Raw genomic sequence first — 17,647 nt, forward strand, 5'->3', positions numbered from 1 at the left:
AGCTGCACAGTCCCACCCCTAAGGAACATAGTGAGCGCCACCAACAACGCACCGCATTTGCAGCGGTCTTTGTCCAACCGTCATATCCAGTTGATCGCCATCGGCGGGGCCATTGGCACCGGCCTTTTCATGGGGTCGGGCAAGACGATTTCCGTCGCCGGACCCTCGGTCATTTTCGTTTACATGATCATCGGTTTCATGCTCTTCTTCGTCATGCGCGCCATGGGCGAACTTTTGCTGAGCAATACCGAGTACAAGAACTTCGGCGACTTCGCGGGCGACATCCTGGGACCGTGGGCGGCGTTCTTCACCGGCTGGACGTACTGGTTCTGCTGGGTGGTTACCGGCATTGCCGACGTCGTCGCGATCGCCCACTACGTGGCCTTCTGGTGGCCGGACCTGCCGTTGTGGATCCCGGCACTCGCTTGCATTCTGCTGCTGCTGGCGCTGAACCTGCCCACGGTGCGCGCCTTCGGCGAAACCGAGTTCTGGTTCGCACTGATCAAGATCGTCGCCATCATGGCGCTGATCGTGGTGGGACTGGTCATGATCATCACCGGTTTTGAGCACGACGGCGCCCGCGCTTCCTTCAGCAACCTGTGGGAGCACGGCGGCATGTTCCCGACCGGCTTCATGGGCTTCGTGGCCGGATTCCAGATTGCCGTGTTCGCGTTCGTGGGGATCGAACTGGTCGGCACCACCGCCGCCGAGACCAAGGACCCGGAAAAGAACCTCCCCCGGGCGGTGAACTCCATCCCGATCCGCATCCTGATTTTCTACGTAGGCGCCCTGATTATCCTCATGGCCGTCCAGCCCTGGACCGGATTTAACGCCGACGAATCCCCGTTCGTGGGCATGTTCGCCCTTGCCGGTCTCGTCGGCGCGGCCGGCGTCGTGAACTTCGTGGTGCTCACCTCGGCCACGTCCAGCGCCAACTCCGGGATCTATTCGACCTCCCGGATGATCTACGGTCTCTCGCTCGAGGGAGACGCCCCGAAGCGCTTCGGCAAGCTCTCCGGGCGCGGGGTGCCGCGCAGCGCGCTGCTGTTCTCCTGCATGTTCCTGCTCGCGGGCGTTGTCCTGCTCTACGCGGAGGGCAGCGTCTCGGAGGCGTTCACTATGGTCACCACCGTCTCGGCACTGTGCTTCATGTTCGTCTGGACCATCATCCTGGTGAGCTACGTGGTGTACCGCCGGCGCCGGCCGCAGTTGCACCAAGCGAGCAAGTTCAAGATGCCGGGCGGCGCGTTCATGCCATACGTGGTGATGGCCTTCTTCGCCTTCATCCTGTGGGCGCTGACCACCCAGCCGGACACTCTGACCGCCCTGCTGTTCACCCCGGTCTGGTTCGTCGCCCTCGGCATCGGCTACCTGGCCCTGCGCCGCAACCCGGAGCACACGGCCATCCGCGCCGCCCACGACGCCAAGGTTGCCGAGGAAAAGGCAGCACTTGCCGGCCGCGAGGACGCCCTGAGCGGCCGGCGCTAGCGGCGCCCGCTCCCAGTATCGAATCAACAGGAACGCCCGTTTCCCGGCTCTGAATTGGTCCCCGAAAGTTGGACCAATTTGTTAAGAGCCTAAGCCGCGAGGGCCTGAGCACGGTATTGGACCGGGCTTAGGCCCTTGAGCTTTGTTGAGATCCTTTCGGTGTTGTACCAGCGGATGTAGTCGTGCAGTGCTGTTTCGAGTGCGTTGGCGTTGAGGAATCGGACATGGTTTAAGAGTTCTTCTTTGAGATGGCCGAAGAAGTTCTCCATCACGGCATTGTCGTAGCAGTTGCCTTTGCGGGACATGGATTGAATCGCGCCTGCGCCCTCTAGTAGATCGCGCCACGAGACATGCTGGTACTGAAAACCCTGGTCAGAATGCACCAGCGGTTTCTGCCCTCCCTCGAGCGTCGTCAAAGCCATTCGAAGCGAACCGTTGGTGAGGGCAAGGTTAGGCGAGATGCCGATGATGTGGGAGAGGATCTGGCGATCGAAGAGATCCATGACCGGTGAGAGGTAAAGCTTTCGGTCGCCGACGCTGAACTCTGTCACGTCCGTAACCCATTTCTCGAGCGGGGCTTCTGCGTCGAACTCCCGGTTCAGCAGGTTCGGGGCAACGATGCCCTGCTCGCCCAGATAGGAGTTGTAGCGCCTCTTCCGCCGGACTTTGCAGACCAGGCCGAGGCGGCGCATCAGCTTCAGCACCGTCTTCTTCGCTATCTCCATCCTTGCTTGAGCAACTCCGTATGGATGCGGCGATGCCCGTACCTGCCGTGGCTGTCCTTGAAGATCTTAGTAATAGCGGTCTTGAGGGAGGCTTGCGGATCGGGAGCCTGCAGGCGGGCCTGGTGATAGAAGAACGTTGCGCGGGCCAACCCGGCCGCGTCCAGGAGCAGCTCGAGGCGGTGTTCGGCCTTGAGGGCGATGACGGTGCGGACCTTTAGCGCCGTTCCTCGTCCCTCAAGGCCTGCACTTTTCCCAAAAAAGCCACTTCTGTACGTAGGCGCTCGTTTTCACGGCGCAGCTGCTGCAATTCGGACTCTGGCTGCGCCCCTGTCGCAGGAGGTGACTTAGGTCGCCCCCTTGGTTTCGGGCGCAAGCCGTCTTCGCCGTCATCTCGGTAATAACGCGCCCACTTTCTGATCAGATCCGGAGAAGACAGCCCAAGCTCTTTTGCCAGAGCAACTCTGCCCTCTCCGGCCAGATACCGCTGCACAACGGCGAGTTTGAACTCAAACGAAAACCGCCGCTTGGTTGACTTGGCCACCAGTGTCGAACCTCCGCGCACCCTCCACCGCTGATGCAGCCGGCTGACAGCGTGTGAACGGACTCCTAGCTCTGTTGCCACGGACTTAGCGCCCCAACCGGTCTCGAACAACGCTACCGCGGCTTCGCGCTGTTCCTCAGATAACGAACTGCTGTCCTGCATAAAACTGCTCCCCGAGAATCGAAACTGATTTTTCAGTCCAACTTTCGGGGAGCAGTTCATCAAAAGGGGTCCGGCCTTCCCGGTTGGGGTCTTCCCGGGTGCGGCGTCGGCCTCCCCCGCTTCGCTCCGCCGGCCGCATTGACGCTGCCGCGGGGCGCAGCCACTTCCAGCCGGCCCGCAGGAACTGCCGCTACTGTGAAAGGACACTGCCGTCCCACACAGTCAAGGAGCCCCGTGTGGCCGATCACTTCCGCAGGAGCGAAGACGATACTGTTGCCCCGATGCGAGCCCCCTTGAAGACATCCTGGAACTGTGCCTGCTGACCGCAGGCCCGGCGACCGGACCGGTGGATTTCCCCGTGGAAGACCACCGGCTCGACGAGCCCTGACCCCGCGCAGCGCTGACGCTGCACCCCAAGATTTTCCTTGCAGAAGGAAACCCGGGGAAGGGCCGGCACACAAGTGCCGGCCCTTCCTCATGCCCGCAGGCCCGGAGAAATGTTGCAAGAACACGGCGGCCGCGACATCGTGGCGAGCCGCCATGAAGGGGACCCGCCTCCAGCCGGGCCTTTGCCTCTTAGGTTTCGTCGGACATGCGGACCAGATGCCAGCCTTCCCAGCCCGGGTGTTTGCGCACCTCCAAGGTCCGCAAAGGAGACGTCGAGGTGGCGCGCACCGGCAGGCGCCAGAATTCGACGTCGACAATGTTCCCCTGTCCCTTCCCGGCCGGCAGGTTGGATTCCCACCAATTCCACCGGCTGAACCAGCGCAGCGGTTCAGCCGCTACCGGCCAGAGCCGGCCCCGCCAGCGAACCGCCAACGGCACCCCTGGGGTGTGAACCGGATTTCGACCGGCTCATTGAGCGTTCTCTGGCCTGGCTGTTCCTGTACCGCTGTCATTGGCCTGCGCCGTCCTCTCTCCCAAAGCCGTCTTCCGTACCTGATCGTTCCGCCGCCGCACCGCGGACGCCCAGACCCAGGTCACCCGGCGGACCCCTGCGTCCGTTCAGGTGACCTGTACCGCCCTGGACGTCCAGCCGAACGCCTCGCCCGCGACCAACTCGGCCGCACCCGGGAACCGGATCCACGCCCACACCGGGACACCCGGCACCACCCGGGTCACCTTGCAGTGTTCGAGATCCCGTTCCTCCGGCGTCAGCGACACCGGCTCGGCCCGCCTGGTGTAACGGGCCGCCAGCTTCGCCAGCGCGTCCCGATCCATGAATTAAAAATAGAACAGATATATTAGGTATCTGCTTGGCTGAAGTAGGCTTTGGTTATGGATGTTTCCCTGCCGAAGGGCCCGGTCTCCGGGGTGGACTATCCGGCGACGTACGGGCAGTTCCAGGACTGGTTCGCCAGGACGAGGCATGCCTGGAGTACCTGGCCGCACTGCGCTGGCCGGACGGGTTTGTCTGCCCGAAGTGCGGCGCCCCGGACTTCTGGGCAACCGGCGCCGGGCTGCGGATGTGCAAGGCATGCTCACGCCGAACCTCGGTCACGGCCGGAACGATCTTCGACCGCACCCGCACCCCGATGCGCACATGGTTCGCCGCCATAGCTGCGCCGGGCCATGGTGATCCCCGGCCGGGACGTGCTCTCCGGGACGGTGGAGGTCGACGAGACCTACGTCGGCGGCATCAGCCGCGGAATGTCGGGCATGTCCACCCACCAAGATTCCCGTGATGGTGGCCGCGGAGAACCTTGGGAAGAACCGTATCGGCCGGATCCGGCTGGAGCCGACCCCGCCGGGAAAGCTCGCGATCATCGACTTCACCCAGCGCGTGGTTGCCCCGGGCTCCCTGGTCAAGACCGATGGCGCCCAGCAGCTGCGCCGCCTGTCCAAACTCGGCTACGAGCACCGGTACTACACCCAGCTCGGCTCCACCACCCCGGCGCACATCGACCTGCCGGCCGTACACATGGCCGCCGCCCAGCTCAAACGCTGGATGATCGGCACCATGCACTACGGCGCCTCCCGGGAACAGTTCGCCTACTACCTCGACGAGTTCACTTTCCGGTTCAACCGCCGCACCGCCAAAAGCCGCGGGCTGCTCTTCTACCGGCTCCTGCACCAGGCCGTCAACACCGCCCCGCACCCGCTCAAAACCCTGGTAATCCCAGACAAACCGAAGAACTTCACCCAAGCGGATACCTAATACAGATATTCGAATAAAGCGAAGGGCAGGCAGACTGCCCGATGAGCAGGCAGAATGTGGATTACGTGGGGTTCGGATGCGAGGGGTGGTCTAAAATGACGATGGACGTCTTGGAGACCGCGCCCGATTCGGGCGGGGGCCAGCGGACTCTGGCTGCCCTGCTGCAGGACTCCAACACCGAAAGCTGGTCTTCCCGCCGCATTGCGTTGGAAGCAGAAAAGCGCGGTATCACCGTCTCTTACACCGCGGTCGCCAAGTACCTGCGCACCCCGCCGGTGACGCCGTCGGAGACAGTCCTGCAGGCCTTTTCTGCAGTTTTCGAAATCCCCATGATTGAGCTCCGCAAGGCGGCAGCTGTGTCTCCTGGGGAAGCCGAACCCTTCATCCTGCCCGAACGGGCCAACCGTCTCACCCAGCCCCAGCGAGAGGCCGTCCTGCACATGATCCGTGTCCTGCTCGACAGCAGCGATACAGACTGAGCCGGGCAGGGAACGCCTTCGGCTGCGTCTGGTGGGTGCTTGTATCGTGGGTTCATGGACGGCAGCCTGCCGACGGGCCTAATCCCGCCTGTAATGGTCGCCTTGGCCCGCGCTGTGGAAAAGATTCCACGCCCCGGCGCTCTTCCCGGCGGAGCCTGGTACGAACCCAAGTGGGACGGCTATCGCGCGGTCATCAGCCGCGAAGGGGATGAGACTTCCATCTGGTCAAGGCAGGGCAAGAACCTCACCCGGTACTTCCCGGACTTGATCAAGGCAGCAGCAGTACAGCTGCCGCCCGGTTGCCTGGGGCCCCTTATCGTGAGTCAGCTCAAGCAGACAAGGGAAGAACAACCAATCAACAGGGCCGTTGGACTGCTGCACGATGCTCTCAGCAAAGGGGCAGACCCACGTCTAGTCAAGAAGCTGGCAAAATAGCTGCGCTACCTCGCAGCCGTCTAATAAGACCAGGTGCCCTCGCCACCGCGTCGTCGAACGTCACGCCGGAGCGGGAAGAGTAACCGGCCAATCCCCGGCACCACTTGTCCGGAACCTTGAGTGATGCCGGGGGACCGTGGGCGCAAGGTTACTAGCCCGCGATCGAGTGGTACAAGGGTAGGGGCCCCTCGCCGTCCCCCCAGCTGGACTGGAGCGGCGAGAGGGTCGCCTGGCCGATCCCCGGCACCCAATAGGAACTTGCCGGACCTGAATGATGCCGGAGACCGTGGCCGCAACGTTACCCACCGGCGCTCGAGCGGCACAAGGGGGAGTCGACAGCAGCGATACAGACTGAGCCGAGCAGGAAAACCCTGACCCGTCCGTTCACCTGTGCGTGCTTGTATCGTGGCCACATGAATTCCAGGCTCCCGGAGGGGCTGCGCCCACCCGTGAAGGTGGCGCTGGCCCGCGCCGTGGAGAAGGCTCCAAGTCCCAGCGCTTTGCCCGGCGGAGCCTGGTACGAATTCAAATGGGACGGCTACCGTGCAGTGATCAGCCGCGACGGGGATGAGACGTCCATCTGGTCCCGGCAGGGCAAGAACCTCTCCCGCTACTTTCCCGACCTGATCAAGGCGGCGGGGGAGCAGCTGCCGCCGGGCTGCCTGCTCGATGGCGAAGCAGTGATCTGGTCGAATGACCGGTTGGACTTCTCCGCCCTGCAGCAACGCCTGAGAACCTCCGCGAAATCGCTGCCCGGGCTGGTACGCCGGGTGCCGGCCCACTTCGTGGCCTTCGACCTGCTCGCCGTCGCCGGGCATGACATCCTTACTGAACCGTTCCGCGTCCGACGGGAACTGCTCGAAGAACTCGCCAAAGACTGGCACGAAACCCTCGAACTATCCCCGGGCACCACCGACCCGGATACGGCGGCAACCTGGCTGGAGGAGCTGCCCGCCACCGGCATCGAAGGACTCGTCATCAAGGGCGCCGGCCAACCCTACGAGGGAGGGCAGCGGCAATGGCAAAAAATCAAACACCAACACCGTTGACGTTATCTGCGCCGCGGTCATCGGTCCGCTCACCCGGCCCGAAGCCATCGTCGCCGGACTGCCCATTGACGGCGAGCTGCGCATTGTCGGACGCTCCGCCCCGCTGAAGCCGGCTGCCCCGAAATTGCTGGGATCCCAGCTGCAGGCAGCCGGACCGGATCATCCCTGGCCACACCGGGTAAAATCCACGCTCATGGACCGGTTCAACGCCGACGCCGGCGAAACCGAGTTGACCCTGGTGGAACCGCTCGTCGTGGAAGTATCAGCGGACACCGCGATGTCCGGGACCTCCTTCCGCCATGCCGTACGCTTCCTCCGCGCCAGGCCGGAACTGGATCCGGAATCGGTGAACCCGCACGGAATGCGGGTGAGGCCGGAGACAGAGTGATGGCCATGGCCGGCCGTGAGATTGCCCTGCCCGATGACAACCAGGATCTTTTGACGGTTCTGAAGGAGCGGGTGGGCGGGACCCGGGCACAAGCGGTGCGGACGGTCGATGCCCAGTTGAAAAGGGCTGTACTGGTCGCGATGGGGCGGGACATCCTGCAACGCCAGGATGCCGAAGGCTGGGGCAGCGGCGTCATCGCCCGGCTGGCCGAAGACCTCCGGACAGAGTTCCAGGAGATGAAAGGTTTTCGCGCAGGAATCTGCAGTACATGGGCAAAGCCTGGCCTGATGCAATTGCGCAGCAGCCTGCTGCGCCATTGCCCTGGGGCCATCTAATCCTCCTTGTCGATAAGCTCAGCGCCCGTGAATCCTTGGATTGGTACGCGGCCGCAGCGGTGGAGCACGGATGGTCCCGGAACGTGCTGATGAACATGATCATGAGCCAAACCATGGAACGCACCGGCTCCGCGCCATCGAATTTCGCCGACCTGCTGCCGGCACCGGGTTCGGAGCTGGCACAACAGGCAGCGAAAGACCCGTACAACTTCGAATTCCTCGGCCTCTCCGGTGAAGTCGCCGAACGGGATCTGGAGCAACGGCTGACCGACCGGATCGTGGAGACCCTGCGCGAACTCGGGCCGGTTTCTCCTTCGTCGGCCGGCACGTGCATCTGGAGGTCGGGGGGACGACTTCTACATCGATCTGCTCTTCTTCTTCCACGTCGAACAGCTGCGCTACTACGTCTTCGAGCTGAAGACCGGCCGGTTCCAACCCGAGTACGCCGGGAAACGGAACTTCTACGCCGCCGTGGTCGATGACTGCTCAAGCGCGATTTCCACCACGAAACGGTCGGAATCCTCATTTGCGGCAGCAAGAACGACCACACCGTCCGCTACGCCCTCGGCCGCACCACCTCGCCGATGGCGGTGTCCGCCTACAGATACGGGCAGCTGTCCGCCGAAGACAAGGCCTTGGTGCCCGGGGGAAGACAAGCTCACCGCCGCCCTGGACCAACTGCCCGACAACTGATATGTACGTTCGGTTGTCAAGAGCCGTAGGTGAGCGGCTCCCGGTTCTTTTGGTTCCGGGGCCGCTCACTTTTTGTGCCTGATGCGGGCTGGCCGGTCGCAGCGGGGCGAGTCGTTCTCGACTGGCATGGTCAGACTGACATTCGCGGGTTGGCTACCGCATGACGATTATTCGGCCGGAGCGTCCACGGCGTCCAGGACCCGTCCCAGCGGGGACGGTTGTTAGACAATATGGACGGGACGTGTGGTTGCCATTCGGGTGTCTAAAATCGAGCGTCGGCGGGTATCAGCCACCTGCTCATAGTCGTATCTCCGGTTGGCTCCGCGTGCTTGCCACGTCACTGCTACGGTCGGCCGGTGGGCACGTTCTTGGGGGTCATGCCGCTTTCATGGGGTCTCCTCGTTGAAGCGGGACCGCCAGCGACCAGCACCAGCCTGCGAGCTCCCGGGCTATCGCGGTGTTGGCTTTGACCGATTTCTTGTTCCGGGCATCGAAATGCGCCCGTTTGCGGTGCAGGCGATGATTGGCTTCCAGCGCGCGGATCCGCGTTGGGGGGGTCGACCAGATCCAGTTGGTGCAGCATCCTGAGGCCGGGGCGGTCGAACGGTTGGCGATGGCGCCAGGCGGCTTCGACCAAGAGTATACGGGCGTAGGTGCTGCCGGCTTTGGTGATCGGTCCTTGGCTGCGGGACTGTCCGGAAGACTGCTCGCTGGGAACAAGGCCGAGGTAGGAGCCGATGGAGGATCCGGTGAAGCGGGTCCAGTCACCGATCTCGACTGCCAGGCCGAACCCGGTGGTCAGGCCATAGGCGGCGTCACCGAGGTCCGGATACCCGACGCTGAAACCGAAGCTCTCCGCGATTTCTCCCGGCTGCGTGCGGGAGCGGCCAAGGACCTCGCCCACGCCCGCCAGCGCGTGAACGTCTTCCTGCTCCGCCACGGTATCCGCTACAACAAAGACACTGAGTGGACGCGCGAACATCATGCCTGGCTGCACGGGCAGCGCTTCACCGACCCGGTCGATCAGTTCACCTATGACGCCGACCTGGAACAGGCCGAACTGCTCGCCGCCCACCTCAAACGCATCGACAAGCAAGTCATTACCACGGCGTCACGGTGCAGATATGCGCCCGTGATCAATGCGTTGATGTGTCTTCGCGGCATCCAGGAGCTCGGTGGAAGGGAGGCGGGGGAACAGCCCCGCGGTTGGGGGATTTGCGGGGCTGTTCCTCTCGCTTGGGTGCCTTCGGCGCCGCACCGGCAGTTGGGGGAACGCCGGGGCGCTGCTAGGAGCAGGCACCGAAATCAGTCTGCCAGAGGATGGCCGGTTAAACGAGCCATGACTCGGCCTGGGACTCAATCCTTTCCCCGATTCCGACAGGGCTCCATTTGCCGGCAGGCTGCCCTTGCTGCAGGTTCTCCTCACCCAGATTGAAGGCGGGCTGCTGGTCTTGCCTTCGCCCCCACCGGCACGACCTCCGGTCACTTACCGTGCACTCCGCCGACTCGAACGCTGGCCATCACTTGTGGCAATGGTTCGAGCCAAAGTTCCTCGAATTATTAGGCCGATATCTCAGTAACCACGGGGGAGGTTGACTCAGAAAGACTTCCAAGCCGTAAGCGGAAAGGCCGCTATGCGTCATCCCGTAGCGGCCAGCCACTATTGTCGAGATGCGTTTCCGCGACGGTGCCCTAACCCGGATAACCAAGCCGCCGCGAGACAGTCAGTGCGCTGTCGATCAGTGCGCGGGCCATCTCTTCCTGGCGGGCATCAGACATGTCCGCTGACAGTCCGCCGATGCTCAACGCGGCGACGGCATGCCCTTTACGGTCCCGGATGCAGGCGCCGAGGGCGGCGACACCTGGGGTGACGTCCCCGGAGCTGATGGAGTACCCCCGCTCGCGGGTCTCGGCGAGGCGAACGCGCAGTTCCTCCTCAGTGATCTCGTCGCCATGAGGGGTGAGCATAGGTCCGGCGGCGAGGACCTGGGGGAGTGCGGTCTCTTCCAGTTCGGCGAGCAGTGCGATGGGCGCGCCGCCGAGATAGAGCGGCAGTGACCGCCCGACAGTAAGCACCATTACGCGGATGGGTTGGCTGCTTTCGATGAGGTCGAGGCACACGGCCCGTGCGCCGTCGGGCACCACTAGATAGACGTGCTCGTCAAAGCGCGTCACCAACTCCGACATGACGTGGGTTGCCTCGGCTCGAAGATTGAAACTTCCGAGAACGGCAGCAGCCAGCTCGAAGACGCGGAGCGTGAGCCGATATTCGTTCGACCGCGTCCGCTCTACCCAGCCGGCGACCTCGAGGGTGGCGAGAATCCGGTACGTCGTTGTCCGGTTGTAGCCACATTTATTTATCAAATCGGCGAGCGACAGTTCGGAACGGTCGCCCTTGAAGGCCTCCAGAACGGTGGTTGCCTTGATGATCGAGGCGACGTGGTTCTTCGGATCGAGGTCAAATGTCGGGCCTTGGATTGCTGCCATGGCTTCCTCTCCATTTGAGCTGGGGGTGGCTGCTCACTCAACTTTCCCGTCGCCAGGCGAAGCGGCTGAGACGTCAGAAACCCGCACCACGGTGTGACGGTTGACACCTAAGTCCGTTTCGTGCGATCGTTCCGTATGTCGAACATTATATCCGGATTCCGGACAACAGTCAAGTTCCACGGGGTGACGGGGGGATGACCAACAAAGGCAGGGGCGCTCCGCGCGTCGCGCTAATCACCGGGGGTGGCCAAGGATTGGGGCTCGCCATGGCGCATCGGCTCCACGCCGACGGGCACGAAATTGTGATTGCTGATATTGACGCCGCCCGCGCCGACCAGGCCGCCGTCGAGGTTTCGGGGATGGCCATGGTGCTTGACGTCACAGACGACCAGTCGGTGCGCAGCGGGTTCGATGCGGTGACCAGGCGGTACGGAAGGCTTGACGTTCTGATTAATAACGCCGGCATCATATCTCGGGCCAACGCCGAAGAAATCGACTCTGAACGGTGGCAGCGGGAGTTGGACGTCCACCTGGGCGGGGCCATGCGCTGCAGTAGGCAGGCCTTCCCGCTGTTGCGGGAGGCACCTGATGCCTCCATCATCAATTTGGCCTCAGTAGGCTCCACCTTCGGCCTGCCGCATCGATTGGCCTACACCGCGGCGAAGTCTGGAATTACCGGGATCACGCGCACGCTCGCCGCGGAGTGGGGGTTGCATGGGATCCGCGTCAACGCCGTGGCCCCGGGATACATCGACACCGGCATGATGCGATCCGGGATCGAGACCGGAACATTGGACGAGAGCCGTCTCCTCGGTCGTACTCCGCTGCGACGCTTCGGACGGCCGGAGGAGATCGCAGCAGCCACGGCATTCCTCGCATCACCCGCGGCGTCGTTCATCACCGGGATCGTCCTGCGGGTCGACGGTGGGATCACTATCGACGGAACATTCCACCCGGCTCCGGCCGAATCAACCAGAGAGGCTATATAGACATGCTCGTCGAAGACTCAGTCGTCCAACCGACGGCGACCGACTTGCGCGAAACCGCTTACCGTTTGCGCAAGTCCATGATGCGAATGGCCGCCGACAAGGGGGAGGGATACATCGCCCAGGGGCTCGGCATCGCCGACTTCCTGGCCGTGATTTACTTCCGTCAACTGCGATTCGATCCGTCAAACACTGAGTGGGCCGGTCGGGACCGGTTCCTGATGTCCACCGGGCACAACTCCATCGCCCTCTATGCGGTCCTTGCCGAACTCGGCATCCTCACGCCGGAACAGATCGACGATTACGGGTTCAACGGGAGTGATCTCCCTATGAGCACGTTTGACGAGACCCCTGGGGTTGAGATCACCGGAGGGTCGCTCGGTCACGGTCTGGGTCAGGCAGTAGGCATGGCCCTAGGTCTGCGTCTCGACGGTGGAGACCAGAAGATCATCGTCGAATTGTCCGACGGCGAGCTGCAGGAGGGTTCCACCTGGGAATCGGCCATGTCTGCGGCCAGCTTCGGGCTCGGCAACATCACAGCCGTCGTCGACTGCAACGGCATCCAGGCTGACGGCCCGATCGTGCTGCACATGGAGCCGATCGCGGAGAAATGGCGCGCTTTCGGCTGGGCCGTCGAGGAAGTCGATGGCAACGACATCGATGCAATCATCCGAGGTTTCGATTCCCTCGCTAACGCGCCGGAGTCAACACCGCGTGTTTTGATCGCGCGGACCATACCGGGGACGGGGGTGCCGACCCTCGTCGCTAGAGAAAGGGCTCACTTCGTCCGGGTGGCTGACAGCGAATGGGCCGGTCTGATCAATGAATTGGAGGAGAACCGTGGATAAGGTAAAGAGCCGTGCCGGTGGCATGGGCGAAATTGCCGAGGTTGAGGGGCCGTACGAACGTGCTCCCTTTGGTCACGAACTGGCCGAGCTCGGTGCCCGGGACGAGCGGATTGTCGGCCTCAGCGCTGACATGTCCAAATACTCGGACATCATTCCCTTCCGGGATCGCTTCCCGGAACGCTACTTCAATGCCGGTATGGCGGAGCAGAATGCGGTGATGATGGCAGCAGGCCTAGCGAAGGTAGGAAAGATCGCTTTCTGCGCGACATACGCCGCCTTCCTCACCCGACGCGCCCTGGACTTCATCGCGATATCGTGTGCCCACAGCAAGGCGAACGTGAAGATCCTTGCCGGCTCGCCAGGACTTGTGAATCCCTATGGCGCAACTCACCAGTCGCTCGAGGACCTGGTGATCATGCGATCCATACCGGACGTCACCGTCATAGACCCGTGCGATGCGGTCGAATTACGGCATGTCATCCGTGCTGCCGCGGAGACGCCCGGAACCTTCTACATCCGGAATCTGCGCGGCAAGGTGCCGGTGGTGTTCGACGAGAGCAACTTCCAGTTCGAGATTGGGAGGGCCCGACTTCTCCGGCCTGGCCGTGACGTTGCGGTGATCGGCACGGGGTTCATGACGGCGCGTGCACTGCGTGCCGCGGTGACAGCAGAACAGCAGGGCATCTCAGCAGCGGTCCTACACGTTCCGACGATCAAACCGTTGGATGCCGAAGCCATCGCAGCCGTCTCTGCTGATGTAGACCGGGTGATAGTGGTGGAGAACGGTCTTCGGTCCGGGGGCTTGGGCACCGCGGTCGTGGAGACTCTCGCCGATCGTGGGGTCACCGTCCCGGTGACGCGCATAGGCCTCGGAGACCGGTTCCATCCGTGCGGGTCGCAAGATTTCAACGAGGCCCTTTTTGGACTCGACGAGGCTGCGATCACCCGCGCCGTCATCACGGGAGAGTGGCAGTACGCATGAGTGAGGTCCGTGACGGTATTGGCATCGATCGTGCAACACGTCGCTTTTCCGCCCCCCAGCAGTATGTGCAGGGAGCGGGTGTCTTCGACGAGTTGGGCGCTATCGTCGCCGAACACGGCGAACGTCCTGTCATTGTTATCGATGCCGACATCGTCGATCTGCTCGGTGCGCGCTTGAACAAGACCATGGAAACAAACGGTCTCGCGTACCACGTCGTGCCGAACCGGGGGCCGGTCACCCGGATGCACATCTCGGCCCTCACCGCCAAAGTCCCCAGCGGGTACGGCGACATTGTCGTCGGGGTCGGCGGAGGAAAGGCGCTTGATCTCGCCAAGGGGGTCGCACATCAGTGTGATCGGCCCATGATTTCGGTGCCGACGACGGCATCCAACGACGGTCCGACCGCGAGTATTTACGCACTCTACGACGGCACAGGAAAGTTATCAGAACTGGGCCGGATGCGCAGCAACCCGGCCGTGGTGGTGGTTGACACTGAGGTCATTGCACAGGCTCCGGTGCGCTTCCTAGTGTCCGGCATTGGAGACGCGCTGGCCAAGAAATTCGAAGCGCGCTCTTGCGCCCGCGGCCGCGGCATGACGACGCAGGGCACACGTCCGCTCCTCATCGGGGAAGTCATTGCCGATGGTTGTGCCCAAATATTGCTGCGCGACGGCGTCGCAGCAGTGCGAGCCGCCTCCGAGGGGCGGGTCGCGGCGGAGGTTGAGGCAGTTGTTGAGGCAGTGATTCTGCTGTCCGGCTTGGGGTACGAGAATGGCGGCCTGTCCATCGCGCACTGCATGACGCGCGGGCTCCAAGTCGGGCGTGGATCCTCATCGCATCTCCACGGATTCCACGTCGCCTACGGACTCCTTGTCCAGTTGGTGCTCGAAGACGACCCGGGGGTCGATCGAGGCGAGATCCGCGACTTCCTCAACGCGGTCGGCCTACCGACCCGCCTCGCCGATCTCGACATGCCGTCACCGACGACAGAGGAGATCACCGCACTCGGCACCGCGGCCGCCGCCGCGCCACACACAGCGAACACCTGGGTCGACGCGTCTGCTGCCCGAATCATTGCGGCAATCGAGGAAGTCGAAATGGAGGCGGCATCCGCGGGCATTTAACCATGGCCTAGCCAGATCGGGACGGCCAACTCCCACAAGCAGCAAGGATCTGCCGAGCAAGCACTCAGTCGGCAATTCCCCACCTGTCTCATGCTAAGAACGAATGCGGTCGGGCTACAGACAAGTGCCCGTCGCAACAAGGACACTGTAATCCGAGCGTATGACTCGGCCCTCACGGAGGAATCCTATGACGCAGCAGCCAACACAAAGTCCCGGACCACAAACGGCAACACATGGCGCACTGATTGTGCGCACTGTCAGGGATGTCGAACGATTGATCGATGAAGGAGGTGTGAAGACAAAGGCACATTGGCTCATTCTTGTCCTTGCCCTTGCCGGTCTTGGATTCGAAGCCTTCTACACTGGCGCCTTGAGCGGCGGAATGAGCAGCATCCGTGAGCAGTTGGGCCTCGATGGACAACAAATCGGAGCACTTAGCGGTATTGGATACGCTGCTAGCGTCGCTGCCGCCCTCGTATGCGCCCGGCTGGGCGACCGCATCGGCCGGGTCTCGTTTCTGGTCTTCGCGAAGGTACTTGCGGTCATCGGCGCGGTCATCATGCTGAATGCCGATTCCTACAGCACTCTGCTGACAGGTCGTCTAGTGGGAGGCATTGCCTACGGCATTGACCTCGGCATCGCAATGGCTTACCTGGCGGAACTCCTCCCCAAAGATAAGCGAAGCTGGGTGAGCTTCAGTCAAGCACAGTGGTACATCTCTACATCGTTCGCACTTCTCTTTACCCTGGTGGCCTTCGAGCTTGGAGCCGGCCTTAACGTATGGCGCTGGACGCTGGGAATAGCCGCATTATTTGCCTTCTTCCTATTGCTGGCCCGCATCAAATTCATGCCTGAAAGCCCCAAGTGGCTTGCAGCACGGGGTGATTTTGAAGGAGCTGCGCGGTCTCTAACGAGGCTCTGCGGTCAGCCTGTTGTAGCAGAGAAACCTGAAATTCCTCTGGAAGCGGCTCCGGTCGGCAAAGTGAAGTGGTCAGCTCTATGGGCCAAGGATTATCGTAAGCGTACTCTGCTGACGAATATTGTTGCCTTCACTGAAGCGCTTCAATATTTCGCCGTTGGTTTCTATCTGCCCATAATCTCCCTCGAAATCTTCGGTGAAGGATTGGGCATGGCCCTCACCGGATCGCTCGTCTTCAATGTCTTCGGCATAGTCGGCGGTGTGTTAGCCGCGTACTTTGCGCGGCGCTTCGGAGTTCGGATCAGCTCCGCTTGGGGCTTCGCCGGCGTTGCGATGGCGATCGCCACCCTTGCTTTGTGGAGCGATATGCCAGTTTGGGCTGGCTTCTTCGTCCCTTCGTTCCTCATTTTCTGTCACGCGGCTGCACCCGGAACCGCCGGTCTGACCATGGGATCCCTCGCCTACAGGAGCGAACTCAGGGCACGAGGCTCACAGCTGGCCACCATTTCCCGGAGTACCGCTGGCGTACTGGGGCTATATCTCTTTCCTGTGATCAAGGACGCGATCGGCACCTCGACAACGCTTCTATGGTTCACTCTCGTACCCCTAACAGGATTGCTTGCATGCCTGCTTATTCGGTGGGAGCCCCTTAGCCAGAAGTCTGACGACGAACTAGAAGCTATTGGCCTTCGCTTGGAAGCTCGGCAATAAGAGCACGCCCATATGCATGAGGCCGACTCCGCGCACCGGCTACTCGCCCTGTTCTATGACAAGGCCGATAACCTGGGACTCCTTGGGCGTCGCCGGCGCAGGCTTTCAAATCCCATGTGTGCGGAAGCATCTGGAGGCTGTTCCCCGGCTGGCGGATGCCCATCGGGAACAGCGGCTCCTTTAGTCTGCGGAGACGTCCCCTTCTTCGCTGGCGAGGGCGTGTCTAAAGCGAAGAGTCCACCGGCTGGCCCCCGCGTGTAGTGAGACCAAAGGGCATATCGAGAGCGATTCTCGGAGGTTAAGGCAGGCCCGAACTCCTGAGGATGCAGAATCGTAGCTAGGCGCGTTGACGGAGCCTAGCGGGAATCGCTCACATCCCGGCCCTGTGACATGCGAGTAATGCCCGTAGTCAGTCTGAAAGAAACCTCAGCGGCTCCATACCGAGCCCGAAGAACTTAGACCCCCTAGATGGCTCACTGTGCCCTCGCCGGCGCGTTGGGCCATCTAGGGGGTTGGTCAGCCATTTCCTAGCTCACCACCCGAGCCCCGGTGATCCTGCCTACTTACGCAGCTAGGGAATGGCCAGCAATGCAGTGTGGAGCGTAGCGGAACGCCTAGTAGTAGGGCTTTAGAAAAACAGTGCGCTCAGCATAAAGGGCCTGCTCAAGCTCCCGGATCTTCTCAGCCAAGGCCTGCCCTTCGGGCTGCTCACTGGACTGGCTCAGGGCAGGCTCAGGCGCCGGCGCATTCGGCTTCCATCCCACCGCCAGCAGATCCGGGAGGGGAATCATCCACCATTGGCGTGCGAGCTTGAAGCGAATCACCAAGGACGGAACAGGAGGCGGACGAGTCTTGCGGTATCGACTCAGCACACCGCGTCCTCAGCGATCCCAGAGACCTCGCTCGCTACTCACGCGGGGGTGACTAAGCGGAGATGGACAAGCCGCCTCACCGCGTCACTGCAGCACCCTGCCGACCCAGCCCAGGATCTGGTCAATGCTCGAGTCAATACTCAACCAGGACCTGCTGCGCCAGCAAAAGGGACTGCCCCCAATTCAGTTGACTCCTGACTTGTGAGGATTCATTCCTTGCAGGAAGGATGTTCCTGTGCCCAAGCCCTATCCCGCCGAGTTCCGC

The 17,647-nt window shown here is 62.3% G+C and carries 21 protein-coding genes and 1 pseudogene; 14 read left to right on the forward strand and 8 right to left on the reverse strand.

Translation table 11 applies throughout. The features are described 5' to 3' along the window. The first annotated feature begins 30 nt into the window (after window positions 1–30). Window positions 31–1,488 (forward strand): D-serine/D-alanine/glycine transporter, encoded by a 1,458-nt coding sequence (gene cycA / locus AC5RWT_RS19890; protein ID WP_494081673.1) that lies wholly within the window; start codon window positions 31–33, stop codon window positions 1,486–1,488. Between the two features lie 89 nt (window positions 1,489–1,577). Here cycA and AC5RWT_RS19895 read toward each other — a convergent pair whose 3' ends face one another. From AC5RWT_RS19895 to AC5RWT_RS19915, 5 genes are all read right to left on the reverse strand, one after another. Beyond that, window positions 1,578–2,213, reverse strand: coding sequence for an IS3 family transposase (locus AC5RWT_RS19895; RefSeq protein WP_494081674.1), 636 nt, complete (start codon window positions 2,211–2,213; stop codon window positions 1,578–1,580). Next, on the reverse strand, window positions 2,204–2,362 hold the full coding sequence (locus AC5RWT_RS19900) for an IS3 family transposase (RefSeq protein ID WP_494081675.1): 159 nt from the start codon (window positions 2,360–2,362) through the stop codon (window positions 2,204–2,206). The genes AC5RWT_RS19895 and AC5RWT_RS19900 overlap by 10 nt, the downstream gene beginning before the upstream one ends. A gap of 65 nt (window positions 2,363–2,427) precedes the next feature. After that, window positions 2,428–2,754, reverse strand: coding sequence for a transposase (locus AC5RWT_RS19905; RefSeq protein WP_494081676.1), 327 nt, complete (start codon window positions 2,752–2,754; stop codon window positions 2,428–2,430). A 738-nt stretch (window positions 2,755–3,492) separates the two neighbouring features. Continuing rightward, the gene (locus tag AC5RWT_RS19910) at window positions 3,493–3,741 is read right to left on the reverse strand and encodes a hypothetical protein (protein ID WP_494081677.1); all 249 of its coding nucleotides are present in this window, start codon (window positions 3,739–3,741) and stop codon (window positions 3,493–3,495) included. 180 nt (window positions 3,742–3,921) lie between these two features. Then, window positions 3,922–4,137 carry a hypothetical protein gene (locus tag AC5RWT_RS19915; protein ID WP_494081678.1) on the reverse strand — a complete coding sequence of 72 codons (216 nt, stop codon included), beginning with the start codon at window positions 4,135–4,137 and terminating at the stop codon, window positions 3,922–3,924. Window positions 4,138–4,194: 57 nt separating this feature from the next. On the opposite strand from AC5RWT_RS19915, the pseudogene AC5RWT_RS19920 reads away from it, so the two are divergent. The 8 genes and pseudogenes from AC5RWT_RS19920 to AC5RWT_RS19955 all read left to right on the forward strand — a co-directional run bounded on the left by AC5RWT_RS19920 (window position 4,195) and on the right by AC5RWT_RS19955 (window position 8,453). Continuing rightward, window positions 4,195–5,074: pseudogene (locus tag AC5RWT_RS19920) on the forward strand (IS1595 family transposase). A 95-nt stretch (window positions 5,075–5,169) separates the two neighbouring features. Beyond that, window positions 5,170–5,553, forward strand: coding sequence for a hypothetical protein (locus AC5RWT_RS19925; RefSeq protein ID WP_494081679.1), 384 nt, complete (start codon window positions 5,170–5,172; stop codon window positions 5,551–5,553). Between the two features lie 54 nt (window positions 5,554–5,607). Further along, window positions 5,608–5,988 (forward strand): ATP-dependent DNA ligase, encoded by a 381-nt coding sequence (locus AC5RWT_RS19930; RefSeq protein WP_494081680.1) that lies wholly within the window; start codon window positions 5,608–5,610, stop codon window positions 5,986–5,988. 413 nt (window positions 5,989–6,401) lie between these two features. Then, entirely contained in the window at window positions 6,402–7,037 is a 636-nt protein-coding gene (locus tag AC5RWT_RS19935) for an ATP-dependent DNA ligase (RefSeq protein ID WP_494081681.1), read from the forward strand. 193 nt (window positions 7,038–7,230) lie between these two features. Then, window positions 7,231–7,425, forward strand: a complete 195-nt coding sequence (locus AC5RWT_RS19940) for a hypothetical protein (protein ID WP_494081682.1) — start codon at window positions 7,231–7,233, stop codon at window positions 7,423–7,425. 5 nt (window positions 7,426–7,430) lie between these two features. Continuing rightward, window positions 7,431–7,760 carry a DUF1016 N-terminal domain-containing protein gene (locus AC5RWT_RS19945; protein WP_494081683.1) on the forward strand — a complete coding sequence of 110 codons (330 nt, stop codon included), beginning with the start codon at window positions 7,431–7,433 and terminating at the stop codon, window positions 7,758–7,760. Further along, complete coding sequence (locus tag AC5RWT_RS19950) at window positions 7,694–8,242, forward strand: DUF1016 N-terminal domain-containing protein (RefSeq protein ID WP_494081684.1); 549 nt, start codon at window positions 7,694–7,696, stop codon at window positions 8,240–8,242. Before AC5RWT_RS19945 ends, AC5RWT_RS19950 begins: the two co-directional genes overlap by 67 nt. Then, entirely contained in the window at window positions 8,154–8,453 is a 300-nt protein-coding gene (locus AC5RWT_RS19955; RefSeq protein WP_494081693.1) for a hypothetical protein, read from the forward strand. Before AC5RWT_RS19950 ends, AC5RWT_RS19955 begins: the two co-directional genes overlap by 89 nt. Before the next feature lie 343 nt (window positions 8,454–8,796). Here the strand turns inward: AC5RWT_RS19955 and AC5RWT_RS19960 are convergent, their stop codons facing one another. Together AC5RWT_RS19960 and AC5RWT_RS19965 are read right to left on the reverse strand one after the other, a co-directional pair. Further along, window positions 8,797–9,528 carry a transposase gene (locus tag AC5RWT_RS19960; RefSeq protein ID WP_494081685.1) on the reverse strand — a complete coding sequence of 244 codons (732 nt, stop codon included), beginning with the start codon at window positions 9,526–9,528 and terminating at the stop codon, window positions 8,797–8,799. 617 nt (window positions 9,529–10,145) lie between these two features. After that, window positions 10,146–10,940, reverse strand: coding sequence for an IclR family transcriptional regulator (locus AC5RWT_RS19965; protein ID WP_494081686.1), 795 nt, complete (start codon window positions 10,938–10,940; stop codon window positions 10,146–10,148). Window positions 10,941–11,134: 194 nt separating this feature from the next. Between AC5RWT_RS19965 and AC5RWT_RS19970 the strand changes: the two genes are divergently transcribed. The 5 genes from AC5RWT_RS19970 to AC5RWT_RS19990 all read left to right on the forward strand — a co-directional run bounded on the left by AC5RWT_RS19970 (window position 11,135) and on the right by AC5RWT_RS19990 (window position 16,510). After that, window positions 11,135–11,929 (forward strand): SDR family NAD(P)-dependent oxidoreductase, encoded by a 795-nt coding sequence (locus AC5RWT_RS19970; protein ID WP_494081687.1) that lies wholly within the window; start codon window positions 11,135–11,137, stop codon window positions 11,927–11,929. A gap of 2 nt (window positions 11,930–11,931) precedes the next feature. Then, window positions 11,932–12,774 (forward strand): transketolase, encoded by an 843-nt coding sequence (locus tag AC5RWT_RS19975; RefSeq protein WP_494081688.1) that lies wholly within the window; start codon window positions 11,932–11,934, stop codon window positions 12,772–12,774. A gap of 22 nt (window positions 12,775–12,796) precedes the next feature. Continuing rightward, entirely contained in the window at window positions 12,797–13,756 is a 960-nt protein-coding gene (locus AC5RWT_RS19980; protein WP_494081689.1) for a transketolase family protein, read from the forward strand. Continuing rightward, entirely contained in the window at window positions 13,753–14,880 is a 1,128-nt protein-coding gene (locus AC5RWT_RS19985; RefSeq protein ID WP_494081690.1) for an iron-containing alcohol dehydrogenase, read from the forward strand. Before AC5RWT_RS19980 ends, AC5RWT_RS19985 begins: the two co-directional genes overlap by 4 nt. A gap of 187 nt (window positions 14,881–15,067) precedes the next feature. Then, entirely contained in the window at window positions 15,068–16,510 is a 1,443-nt protein-coding gene (locus AC5RWT_RS19990; protein WP_494081691.1) for an MFS transporter, read from the forward strand. Window positions 16,511–17,124: 614 nt separating this feature from the next. On the opposite strand, the gene AC5RWT_RS19995 is transcribed toward AC5RWT_RS19990, so the two are convergent. Then, window positions 17,125–17,337: a hypothetical protein gene (locus AC5RWT_RS19995; RefSeq protein WP_494081692.1), complete on the reverse strand. Its 213-nt coding sequence runs from the start codon at window positions 17,335–17,337 to the stop codon at window positions 17,125–17,127. Between the last annotated feature and the right edge of the window lie 310 nt (window positions 17,338–17,647).

The organism is Arthrobacter sp. Dra40 (assembly GCF_059091905.1).